At 33.5% G+C, this 12,687-nt stretch carries 9 protein-coding genes and 1 other RNA gene; 5 read left to right on the top strand and 5 right to left on the bottom strand.

Features of this window, described 5'->3' with window-relative positions; translation table 11 throughout:
- Window positions 1-13: 13 nt before the first annotated feature.
- Together AC1RRN_RS05540 and AC1RRN_RS05535 are read right to left on the bottom strand one after the other, a co-directional pair.
- Entirely contained in the window at window positions 14-1,057 is a 1,044-nt protein-coding gene (locus tag AC1RRN_RS05540; protein WP_492966349.1) for an AMP-binding protein, read from the bottom strand.
- Window positions 1,058-1,063: 6 nt separating this feature from the next.
- Window positions 1,064-1,996 carry a CPBP family intramembrane glutamic endopeptidase gene (locus AC1RRN_RS05535; protein WP_492966348.1) on the bottom strand — a complete coding sequence of 311 codons (933 nt, stop codon included), beginning with the start codon at window positions 1,994-1,996 and terminating at the stop codon, window positions 1,064-1,066.
- 113 nt (window positions 1,997-2,109) lie between these two features.
- Between AC1RRN_RS05535 and AC1RRN_RS05530 the strand changes: the two genes are divergently transcribed.
- From AC1RRN_RS05530 to fumC, 3 genes are all read left to right on the top strand, one after another.
- Complete coding sequence (locus AC1RRN_RS05530) at window positions 2,110-2,454, top strand: arsenate reductase family protein (protein WP_492966347.1); 345 nt, start codon at window positions 2,110-2,112, stop codon at window positions 2,452-2,454.
- A gap of 94 nt (window positions 2,455-2,548) precedes the next feature.
- On the top strand, window positions 2,549-5,011 hold the full coding sequence (locus AC1RRN_RS05525) for a TonB-dependent receptor (protein WP_492966346.1): 2,463 nt from the start codon (window positions 2,549-2,551) through the stop codon (window positions 5,009-5,011).
- A 667-nt stretch (window positions 5,012-5,678) separates the two neighbouring features.
- Complete coding sequence (fumC, locus tag AC1RRN_RS05520; protein ID WP_492966345.1) at window positions 5,679-7,064, top strand: class II fumarate hydratase; 1,386 nt, start codon at window positions 5,679-5,681, stop codon at window positions 7,062-7,064.
- 186 nt (window positions 7,065-7,250) lie between these two features.
- Here fumC and AC1RRN_RS05515 read toward each other — a convergent pair whose 3' ends face one another.
- Window positions 7,251-8,459 (bottom strand): NAD(P)-dependent oxidoreductase, encoded by a 1,209-nt coding sequence (locus tag AC1RRN_RS05515; RefSeq protein ID WP_492966344.1) that lies wholly within the window; start codon window positions 8,457-8,459, stop codon window positions 7,251-7,253.
- A 240-nt stretch (window positions 8,460-8,699) separates the two neighbouring features.
- Here AC1RRN_RS05515 and AC1RRN_RS05510 point away from each other — a divergent pair, with 240 nt between their 5' ends.
- Both AC1RRN_RS05510 and ssrA read left to right on the top strand, forming a co-directional pair.
- The gene (locus AC1RRN_RS05510; protein ID WP_492966343.1) at window positions 8,700-9,902 is read left to right on the top strand and encodes a serine hydrolase domain-containing protein; all 1,203 of its coding nucleotides are present in this window, start codon (window positions 8,700-8,702) and stop codon (window positions 9,900-9,902) included.
- A gap of 67 nt (window positions 9,903-9,969) precedes the next feature.
- Window positions 9,970-10,365: a transfer-messenger RNA gene (gene ssrA / locus AC1RRN_RS05505) on the top strand.
- Between the two features lie 185 nt (window positions 10,366-10,550).
- Here ssrA and AC1RRN_RS05500 read toward each other — a convergent pair.
- Window positions 10,551-10,715, bottom strand: coding sequence for a PTS sugar transporter subunit IIBC (locus tag AC1RRN_RS05500; protein ID WP_285225772.1), 165 nt, complete (start codon window positions 10,713-10,715; stop codon window positions 10,551-10,553).
- Entirely contained in the window at window positions 10,712-12,190 is a 1,479-nt protein-coding gene (locus tag AC1RRN_RS05495; protein WP_492966342.1) for a recombinase family protein, read from the bottom strand. Before AC1RRN_RS05495 ends, AC1RRN_RS05500 begins: the two co-directional genes overlap by 4 nt.
- Window positions 12,191-12,687: the final 497 nt, after the last annotated feature.

Here is a 12,687-nt window from a genome sequence, read left to right as displayed (position 1 = left end):
ATAAATTATCTTTTTAAGATTGTAAGCTTGGTTTTCTTAATAACTTTCCGTTTTCGTTTTCCTTGAATTTTGGAACAAAAACTATTTCTTTCGGTTTTTCGAACTTATCTAAAACATCAAAAAAATCAGAAGCAAAATTTTGTTTTTCGCCTTCAATAACCAAAATCAATTTTTCTCCTAAAACAGGATCAGGTAATCCTGTTACAAAAAATCTGGAGTCTATTTTTTCAATCAGTTTTGCTTCTATCTGCTCGGGAATCAGCTTTACTCCTCCACTATTAATAACATTATCAATTCTTCCTAAAAAAATAAATTGATTTTCTCTTATCACTTCAACTAAGTCGTTTGTAACAATGGGTTCATCAGAAATCGCAGGAACTGTAATAACCAGACAACCGCGATCATCCTGAGCAATTTTTACATTTGGCAAAACAGTAAAAACACTTTCTCCTAATTTTTTTGCCGCAATATGAGTAATGGTTTCGGTCATACCATAAGTTTCGTAAATCTCCGTTTTCAGAGGCAAAAGTCTGGCTTCGAGCGTGGAATCCATTTTTGCTCCTCCAATGATTAACTTTTTCACATTCCCCAGAGCTTCAATCGAATTCTGAACCTGCAAAGGCACCATTGCAACAAAATCATATTTCGTTTCATTAAGTGCTAGTGGCTCTGTGCTTGGCGTTACAACATCTATATCGAGTCCCAAAATTAAACTTCGAACCAACATCATTTTGCCCGCTATAAATTTTACAGGTAAACAAAGTAAAGCTTTATCGCGAGGTTCCAGCTCAAAAAAATCTCCAGTAGCTAATGCCGACTGAATCATGGCTTGTTTCTCTAATTTCACAACTTTAGGAAGTCCTGTTGTTCCTGAAGTTCTCATTTCGATATATTCTTTATTATCGAACCAATCCAACAAAAATTCGCCTATCGCCTGTTCATTAGCATCTCCTTCTTTTATATAATCATAAGCCACCCGGCACAAATCAGTTGCATTTAAATGATATCCATTTATCCTAAAATGGTTGTGAACATTTTTGTGTGTTAATTCCAACATAAATTTTTAGTTTGATGACTCTAAGGTAGTAATTTTCCCTGTTAATCTTTCTTTCCAATTACTCCAATTGTACTTTTTAGTAAAAATAAAAAGCAAAATTGGGTAAACTACGAAAATAGGCAGGATAACATCCAGTCCGGCAGAAGGCTCTGACATATCTTTAAAAATAGAATACGTCTGAAAAACGGTCCAATCTGAGGTAACTAATATCGCACCAACCAAGTTATTTGCAGCATGAAATCCTAATGCCAGTTCCATTCCTTCATCCATTAGCGTAATGACACCTAAAAACAATCCTGTACCGATATAATAAACCATAACGATATACCCCATCTTTGCTACCTCGGGATTAAAAACATGCATCGATCCAAAAATTAGAGAAGTCATCAAAAGCGGAAACCACTTATTTTGAGCCAGATTAGCAAATCCCTGCATTAAATATCCTCTAAAAACATATTCTTCAGTACTGGTTTGTATTGGGATCAATATAGCCCCTACAAGTAATAAAACCAAAAAAGGAATTAATTTGAAATTCCACACAAAATTTTCAGGCGACCTCGAATAAACGGCCCAAAAACTTAATGCTGAAAAAAATGACCATAATGCAAATGAAAATAAAATACGGTTCCAATCAACTTTTTTTCTCGATGTTGTGACCGATAAAAGTGTTTGTTTATGAAGATATTTTACAACAAAATAAACGCCAACAAAAGCAAAAGCAAAAGAAATCATGACCAGAAACAAAGTAAGATTTGGATCAAAAATTTTCATAACTGCTGCATTATCCGTAGGAAAGGCTTTTTTGTTTTTAAAACTAGAATACAAAACAGCTATAGAAAAAGGAATTTGTCCAATGAACGATGCAATAATAATTAAGACTGACCCGATAAGATATAACCAAAATTTATTTTGTGGTTTAATTCCTTGTTCTAGAAACATAACTTAAAAGTTTAAAAATGAGAATTCGATTTAATAAGTAAATCTTATTTTTGGTGTCGCAAAAATACCCATTTTTGCATTAACTATCTTACAACATTTTAATATATAACAAAATGATACAAATTTATCATAATCCACGTTGCGGAAAATCAAGAACTTGCCTTGCTTTTATGGATCAGGCCAATCAGGAATATGAAATTATTCCTTATTTAACAGAAACTCCAACATTTGATGATTTAAAAGTTTTACTGGGAAAATTAGATCTTGAACCGATTCAATTAGTCCGAACTAAAGAAAAAATCTGGATTGAAAATTACAAAGGAAGAACAATGACCAACGATGAAATAATTCAGGCAATGACTGAGAACCCAATTTTGATTGAACGCCCGATTGTAATAAAAGATGGAAAAGCCATTATTGGAAGGGATATCGATCTTTTAGCTTCCTTCTTAGACTGAGTATAAAGTATCGAATTAACATTTTTTTGTGATTTTATTCTTTAAACCAAAAGCTACTTTTGCCGTCTAAGAATAAATGAAACCAAAAATAACAATGAAAAAAATCAAATTTGCTGTATTGCTTGTTCTTTTCTTTACAAGTTTTTACAACTACGCACAGCAACCACCCACAGGTAAAAACAAGGTAAAAGTTACCGGAAAAGTATTCGAAAAAGTTAGTAAACAACCTCTTGAATATGCTACTATTTCGATCATGGCTCCAAATGATACCAAAGTTATTGCAGGCGGAATCACCAATCCAAAAGGTGAATTTGAAGTGGCTGTTGCTCCTGGAACATACGACATAAAAGTTGAATTTATTTCGTTTAAAGCGACTGAAATTAAAGGAAAAAGCATTTCAGGCGACACCAATTTAGGAGTTGTAAATTTATCAGAAGATGCAGCACAATTGAATGAAGTTGTTGTTCGTGCCGAAAAATCTACAGTTGAAATAAAACTGGACAAAAAAGTATACAATGTTGGTCAGGATATGATGGTAAAAGGCGGAACTGTAAGTGATGTTTTAGACAATGTACCATCAGTTTCTGTTGATACTGAAGGAAATGTAAGCTTAAGAGGAAGTGATAATATCCGAATTTTAATTGATGGAAGACCATCAAATGCGATCAATGTTGCTGAAGCTTTACGTCAGCTTCCGGCAGATGCAATTGACAAGGTTGAAGTTATTACCAACCCATCAGCGCGTTATGATGCTGAAGGGGGTTCTGGTTTGATTAATATTATTCTTAAAAAAGGTAAAAATCAAGGTTTAAACGGAACTTTTATAGCTTCGACCGGACTTCCGGAAACTTATGGATTAAGTGCCAATCTGAATTATAAAACAGAAAAGCTAAACTACTTTACCACAGCAGGTTACAACTACAGAACCAATGAAGGTGGCGGTGAAACCAATACATCTTATTTTAATGCTGATGGAACTCCAAAAGGTTTTTTAGATGAAGATCGTGATACAAAAAGAACAAATGATGGATTTAATGGAAGAGCTGGTATAGAATGGACAGTGGCGCCAAATACTTTTTGGACAAATGCCATCAATTATCAAAAAAATTCAGGTAGCACAACAGACTTAATTAATTATAATAATTATGATGCAGCTCACGCCTTTACAGGATCTTCATTCCGTTTAAATAATGGTGATACCGGAAGCGAAAATGTAGAATATACTTCTAATTTAATTAAAAATTTCAACGATAAAGGACACAAACTTACAGCCGATTTATCGATTTCAAGAAATACAGACGATAGTAATAGTTACATTACGGCATCGCCAAATTTCAACACTACCTTGAACGATCAGGTTCAGAAACAAATTCAGGTACAAGCTGATTATGTTTTGCCATTAGGAAAAGGAAGTCAATTTGAAGCAGGATATAAAGGAAGTTTTGGCGACCTAAACAATGAATATTTTGTTAAGGATGGGAATGATGATCCAATTTCAAACTTATCAAACACTTTAGAGTACAAAGAAAACATCAATGCACTTTATACTTCATACGGATTTAAAGTAAATAAGTTTTCTTATTTATTTGGACTTCGTTGGGAAGACACTAATATTCAAGTTAACTTGTTAGACACTAACGATTTCAATACTAAAAAATACAACAACTTGTTTCCAAGTGCTTTTATCAGTTATGAAATCTCAGATCAAAGCAACTTTACGGCTAGTTACAGTAAACGTCTAACCAGACCAAGAGGGCGCTTCATGAATCCGGCGGTAAACTATTCAAGTAATGTAAATATTTTTCAGGGGAATCCTGATTTAGATCCTTCATTAACTGACAAATATGACGTTGGATATATCAAACGTTGGGACAAAGTAACTTTTACTACCTCAGCTTATTTTGAAGATACAAAAGATGTCTTCAGTTTTGTCAGAACTCCAAATGGTGAAGAAGTAAACGGAATTCCGGTTATTTTAAGCAGACCGATTAACTTAGGAAAAGAACAAAAGTTTGGTTTTGAATTTACATTCAATTATAACCCATACAAATGGTGGAGATTAAATAGTAATTTCAATCTTTATAATGTAAAAACTACCGGTTCAAACACTTATACAGATACAAATGGAAACGACGTTGTTCAAAATCTTGATAACCAGGCCAACACTTGGTTTGCCAGAATTAGCTCAAAAATAACGTTACCTTACAAAATAGACTGGCAATTAAACGGTACTTATAATGGAGAGCAAAAAACCGCACAAGGTAAAAACTTAGGTCAATTTGCTATGAATACCGCTTTAAGCAAAGATGTAATGAAAGACAAAGGAACGATTGCTTTCAATATCAGCGATATTTTCAATTCAAGAATCATGAGATCGTATACATACCTTCAAAATGATACAACACTTGAGAGCCAAACCTCTTATGGTGAAATGCAATTCCGTAAACGTCAATTCAATTTATCGTTTACATATCGTTTCAACAAACCTAAAAGTGAAAGAGATAAAAATGCACAGCCTAGAAATGACGATGGCGGCGGTGGAGATTATCCGGGATAATATAAGTTAAATTTCAATTATTAAATTCCAAATTCCAATGAATCAAATTACTGATTGGAATTTGGATTTTTTTATTGGGATTTTTATTTTTTTCCATAAAAAAAAAGGACTCGTATAAACGGGTCCTTTCTTTATGAAGTCAATTTAAAATTAAATTGATTGTTCTTCTTGTCTCTTTTTTGCTCTTTTCTCTTTGAACATTTCCCAGCTTGCTCCCGTAACCCAATAAGATACGAAACCAACTAAGAAAAACATCAACCAAAACCCTATAGTTAGTATGGTCAAGAAAAGTAAAAAGCCTAAGTACTGTGAAAATTCAAACATGTTTTCCGGAATTTTTGAATGTAAGGACAAATGTAAGTTTTATATTTTTCCTTAGCAATAAAATCCAAATCAATTTTTATAAAAACACAATTATCCGTATATTTAAACTCATTTTAAATAAGGTTTTTTTGACATGGAAAGCAAGATTATTATTGAACAATCTCAAATTGAATAAGATGAGTCTTTTCAGGAGCTATTTCCTGCTGTCCTTCCAAATCTTTTATGCCGAACCCCGGCACAAAAGGATTTTCCCTCCCATCAGGGCTAGGGACTCTTTTTCAAAAGACCTTTCATTTTTAGTTAATACGTTTCAATCACACAAAACAACAAACATACATATATAATGAAATACAGAATAGAAAAAGACACCATGGGCGAAGTACAAGTCCCTGCTGATAAATATTGGGGCGCACAAACAGAACGTTCCCGTAACAATTTCAAAATTGGGCCATCAGCTTCAATGCCACCTGAAATCATTGAAGGTTTTGCTTATCTTAAAAAAGCAGCTGCTTATGCCAATTGCAATTTAGGGGTCTTAACAATCGAAAAACGCGATGCCATTGCAGCCGTCTGTGACGAAATACTTGCCGGAAAATTAGACGACCAGTTTCCTTTAGTAATTTGGCAAACAGGTTCAGGAACACAAAGTAATATGAACGTAAATGAAGTTATTGCTAATCGGGCGCAAGTCTTAAAGGGATTTAACATTGGCGAAGGCGAACCGTTTATCAAAGCCAATGACGATGTCAATAAATCACAATCCTCAAATGATACTTTTCCGACAGCAATGCATATTGCTGCATATAAAGTTGTTGTGGAAACTACGATTCCGGGAGTCGAAAAATTGCACGCTACTCTGGTTGCAAAAGCAGCCGAGTTTAAGAATGTGGTAAAAATTGGCCGTACACATCTTATGGATGCTACACCTTTAACATTAGGGCAAGAAATTTCAGGTTATGCTGCTCAATTATCTTTTGGCTTAAAAGCACTTAAAAATACGTTAGCGCATTTATCAGAAATCGCTTTGGGCGGAACCGCTGTCGGAACCGGACTTAATACACCCAAAGGTTATGACAAAAAAGTAGCCGAATATATTGCAGAATTTACCAATCATCCATTTATTACAGCAGAAAATAAATTTGAAGCTCTGGCTGCACACGATGCTATTGTAGAAACTCATGGTGCACTAAAACAATTGGCTGTTTCTTTAAATAAAATCGCAAATGACGTGAGAATGTTGGCATCTGGACCACGATCTGGAATTGGTGAAATTCATATTCCTGAAAATGAACCAGGATCTTCTATCATGCCGGGAAAAGTAAATCCAACTCAATGCGAAGCTTTAACAATGGTTTGCGCTCAAGTTATCGGAAACGACATGGCGATTGCAATTGGCGGAATGCAGGGACACTATGAATTAAATGTTTTTAAACCGGTTATGGCTGCAAATTTCCTTCAATCAGCAAGATTGTTGGGTGATGCCTGCGTTTCATTCGACGAACATTGCGCTCAGGGAATCGAGCCCAATTACAAACGCATCAAAGAACTGGTAGACAACTCTTTAATGTTGGTAACTGCTTTAAATACTAAAATTGGATATTATAAAGCCGCTGAAATTGCACAAACAGCACACAAAAATGGAACAACTCTTAAAGATGAAGCTGTTCGTTTGGGTTACGTAACTCCAGAAGATTTTGATGCCTGGGTTAAACCGGAAGAAATGGTTTAAACTAATGGTGAATTGTAAATTGTGAATTATAAATTAAAAAGCCTGAAATTGATATTTCAGGCTTTTAATGTTTTTATCAACTGAATGAAGTCAAAGTCCTTTATACATATTGTCAAAACTTCGCCTTTGCTCAGTCTGACAACATATTAGTTTTATCTGAATTATGGATCATTCACAATTCAAAATTTACAATTCACCATTATTAACATAATCTTGCAAATACTCAAACCTTGGAGTTAATTTTCCTTTCTCAGTAATTTTGGCTCTTTGCAGGATTCCGTCTTTATCTCCATTAAAAAATGCTGGAATTACGTGTTCCATAAATTGCTCTCCAAAACCTTCGCTTGCGTCTTTTGGAATTTCGCAAGGCAAATTATCAACTGCCATTACTACAATTGCTGCGGGGTGAAAAACATCAACTTCTTTATTTTCTAATGGAAAATAGCCGTAAATAGGTTCTTCAATTGTAGAAGAGCGTAAAGTACAGGCAATCGGACCATTAACATCACATGAAATATCGGCAACAACCCTTAATTTGCAATCACTTGCATTTAGCATTTCTTGTGTCAAAATCATTGGCGCTGCATTGTCATAAAAATGACCCGCATAATAAATATCAGAAACCTTGGTGAATTTTTCGAAATCAGAAATATATGCTTCAGGATGTGTGGTGAAATCATTGAAATCTAAAACCTGTCCGTCAATTCGTTTATTATATTCTAAAACATCCAACTGTACGTAAACAGACTGTGTATAGTTTTTAGTCAAATAATTATCAACTGTAACTTCTTTTACTTTAATAGCATCTAAAATTTCTTTAACTCCACTTCCTACTTTTCCGGTTCCTGTAACAACAAATTTTAAAGGTGGTAAAGTAATACGCTTTAAGTGCGTAATTAATGCTTCTTTTCCTGCCAGCGTTTCTGTTTTTGGTAATTTAAACAATTCAAATTTTATTCCAAAAGCACGAATTCCGTTGTAAACACCAACCATTCCGGCATATTTTCCGAAACCAATCAAACGACGATTTTCAGCATCAACTATAGTTTCATGATCGTATAAATCGATATTTTTCTCTAAAATTGCCTTTAGTAACTTTCTATTATAAGGTTGCTTTTTTATAGTATGCGAAAAAAAGAAATAAGCCTTATTTGGAATCAAATTTTCAACAGGAACTTCTTTTACACCGAATAAAACATCGCAATCCGAAACATCTTCAGTAACGGTTATGCCCATGCTTTTATATTGTACATCTGTAAAAATTCGGATATCAGAACTTTCAACTTCAACGGTAGCTTCATGATAAAGTTGTTTTAATTTAGCCAATTCACTTGGTGAAAATACTACACGTCTGTCTGGTGGGGATTTTCTTTCTTTTATAATTCCAAATTTCATTTATACGAGATTAAGATAAGTATTAATATAACTTTTTTAATTCAATTTGTTCCAAATATAACAAAATTAGTTAAAATTTTGTTGTTATTTTCTCATTTCAAACATTTTTATAACGCTAATAGCTGATGCACAATCGACTAACAAAAAAAGAAGTTAAAAAAATGTTAACGTTAGTTTTCTTAAAGAATCAAAAACCAAAAACATAAATATTGAATTCTATATATTTGTTTTTAAAGAACGATGAAAATGAGTCTCCTAAAAAAAACAAATATACCACAAATACTTTTTCTAATCTTAGTTTTAAGCTCATGCGGAAAAGATAAAAAAACAAGTGTTGATACTACCTCAACAGTTGAAGATACAATGCCAAAGATGAAGCCGTTAGGTCCTGAAAAAAGACTTTCACAGGCTTATGTAAATTCAGTAAAAGGGAGAATAAATCATTTTTACACTAAAAATTGGCCAAACAACAGCATGAACGGAAGTTTTCTTGTTGCCAGAAATGGTCAGATTATTTTTGAAAGATATAATGGATACGCCAATAAAAACCAAGACACAAAAATAACTGCAGACACACCTGTACAAATTGCTTCTGTCAGCAAGGTTTTAACTGCTACGGCGGTTTTAAAACTGGTCAATGCAGGAAAAATTGATTTAGATCAAAAAGTAAATACACTGTTAAAAACATTTCCATACCAAGACTGTACAATTCGAATGCTCTTAAGTCATCGCAGTGGTATGCGCAATTACGCCTATTTTACAGACCATGACAAATCGGTTTGGGATAGACATAATCAGCTTACCAATAAAGATATTTTAAATATCCTGGCAACAAAAGATATTGGATTGGAATCAAAAACGGGAACTCGCTTTGGTTATTGCAATACCAATTACGCAATGCTGGCGCTTATTATTGAAAAAGTTACCGGTCTGACTTATAAGGAAGCCATGTCTGAAATCATTTTTAAACCTTTAGGAATGACTCACACTTATGTTTTTGACGATGACAAAGACAGAAAAAAGATTGTTCCTTCATACAAGGGCAATGGCGCAGAAATTGGTTTTGATTATCTGGATAATGTTTACGGAGATAAAAATGTCTTTTCAACTGTACGCGATCTTTTAAAATTTGACAGAGCAAGAAATTCACCTGACTTTTTGAAACCTGCTTTGTTAAAAGAAGTTTTTACAGGTTACAGCAATGAAAGAAAAGGAACAAAAAATTATGGCTTGGGGATTCGAATGATCAATTGGGAAACCGGACAAAATTTCTATTTTCATAACGGCTGGTGGCACGGTAATACCTCATCTTATATTACCTTACAGAAAGAAAATGTTACCATTCTTGCCTTATCCAATAAAATGACCAGAAACACTTATGCAGTTCGTAAACTGGCACCAATTTTTGGAGATTATCCTTTTAATTTCAAGGATGAAGAATAATATCATTTTTAAGTAAAATTTATTATTTATCTAACCGCAAATAGTATAAATTTGCAAACTCATTTTTGGGGTCGACTGGTTTTGACAGCAAGTCGAATTGGAAAGTAAGCACGTCGAGCATTGAGACCTTGCTCGTAAATATAAGATCTTACAATTTTACACGGCGAAAATAACTACGCTTTAGCTGCATAATCCGAATTATAGTAAGATTAGCCACGTCCCTATAAGATAGGGAAGCTGGATTCTCCTTGAAAGCCTTGGTTTGTGGCGGTCAGTTTAGGGGAACCGTAAAAATAAACCTAGATTTCCATGAGCTTCGGGTGGAGATCGAAATTAAGAAGATAAGTGTTGAGTGGTTGTTCCTGACCTAGCTTAACATCGAAAATCCAATCAGGAAATAAACGTGTAGAAAGCTCTTTAGTTGCTTGTTTGGACCCGGGTTCGATTCCCGGCGACTCCACTTAAGGAGACAGCTAGTTAATAGTTGTCTCCTTTTTTATAGCCATAAGTCCTCATTTATCTAGCTTTATAGCCACATATTTTAGGTTCGATTTTTTCACAAGGACTCCTAAGTCTGTTTAAGATAAACGGTCTCAAAGCAGTTCTATTAGTGAGATAATCCGGACTGAATAATGATTCGAAGTCCCGTTAAGGATATAGCATTTTCTTCTCTCTGGGTTTATCGTAATTTTTTGATACTAAATATAACAATTCCAATATAATTTTGGCTTCATCTTCGTTTATCTGAATGCCGCTCTTAGAAAGAATGGCAATTGCTTTTTCTACTGAAACATTCTTCTCAATAAAGTTCATCTTTTTTCAGTTTTTCGGTTATCTTTTTTTGATAGTATTTTTAAAAATGCTTGATTCAAATCTAAAGATAGATCTCCAGTTTTATAATCAACATTGTTAGGTGGAATAAGATTTACAAGATGTCTTTTATCTGGGACCTCAAATTCAGAAAATCTTTGAAAGATTTCAACTAAAGCTTTCTCTTCTATTTGACTTTTTTTATCAATAGCTTTTAATTTAATTAAAATATCACGTACTTCCTTTTTAAGATTTTTGGTGTTGAATTGATTCTCTTTTTTTAATTCATTGTAATCATCAAGTTTTAATATTCCGGCAATAAATAATTTTCTGCCCTGAGAAAGTGTTAAACCCTCGTCATTTATTTTTCTCTCTAATACTTTCTTCGCATATAAATAACTTGCTTTCTGTGTCTTTATATTCTGGTCTTCCAAAATATTTTTAAATAATTCAATCGTATTATTTGAGAGCATTAACTGTTGAAGCTTCTTTTGATAGCAATCATTAAGAAAAATTGCATTTATCCTTGTTCTACAGCGATTGCGACAATGATAGTATGGATATTTTTTTAATCTCCCTGTTGAAAAACTTCCCAGAAGTTTTCGATCACAAACAGGACAGATTAAAACCCCTCCAAGAAAAAACATTGATTGTAAATCATATTTTTTAGCTGTAGTTTTTCTTTTGGTATTAATAACAGACTGAACCTGATTAAACAAAAACTCAAATATCAATGGTTCGTGTAGACCTTTCACTAACTGCTCTTCACCAGAGTCAAGTTTGACTGGTATAAGCCCACAATAAACTGAATTATGCAAAATCCTGAAAAAGTGTGATCTAGAACATAACAATCCTTTATCTTTAGCTATTTTCATGATTTCAGATATTTTATGATCATTTTTCGCAACCTGATAAAAAATCCATTTTATAATTTCGGCTTCAGGCTCCTTAGGAGCGATTCCTTTTTTCCCGTCCAATGATGTCAAATTGATAAATCCTAAAGGCGCCTTGCTAGGATATCTCCCCATCAGCTTTGCTCGACGAATACCGTTCGAAGTATTTTGCGCTCTCCTTGCATTTTCTGCTTCCGGGACAGCTAAATATACAGCCAGCATAACTGTGCTTTCCGGCACAGAGAAATCAATTGGCTGGTCAATAGCTTTTGCTGTCGTTTTATATTTCCGAAGCTTCCCAATCATTTCGTAAGCGTATTCAATATTACGACTGAATCTATCCCATTTGATAAATAGAATATTTTTATCTTCTCCTGAAGACTTCTTTTTAATCTCTGAAAATAATCGGTTCCATTCTGGTCTATTGAAATTCTTTGCAGAGTAATCTTCACGATAAATTCCTCTGATTTCGATATCGTAATATTTACAATACTTCAATAATCTATCCTCCTGTTCCGGCAGGGAGTAACCTTTTCTTTTTTGTTCGTCCGTACTTACACGAACGTATAAATAGGCTGACTTCATATAACTAATATTTTTATTTCATTTGCTATTGAACATTTTTAAACACATTAAATGATTGATTACAATAAATCATTTGCACTATTAAGTAAAACGCCATAAACAACAAAAACATATTTAATCAACTAAAAATCAGTATATGAGCCAAAAATTGAAATGTACACAAATATAAAATGAAATGTACATTTTGATTTTTCGTAATTTCCTGAATATTAATTTCTTGTTATTTTTTTGAGGCAATGCATGAAGCGCCCCATAAGGCAACCCATTGATGATGATTTGATTAAAAAATCACTCTAGAGAGTGTATAACAGGGAATTGCTATCTGTTATTTTTGTAAAATGCACATTTCATTTTTAAAGGCCAATGCTGAAAACAACATGCGAGAGCTTGGTTTTGCAGGCTTCTTAAGTAAAATCATTATTTTCTGAAATGTACATTTCATTTTTTCAGTTATACAATATTAAATTCAATTTTGCTTACAACATACTTTACACTTT

It is taken from the genome of Flavobacterium sp. GW821-FHT11G01, from assembly GCF_058808175.1.
The sequence above is the reverse complement of the archived record's forward strand: the minus strand, read 5'-3'. Positions and strand labels throughout refer to the sequence as shown.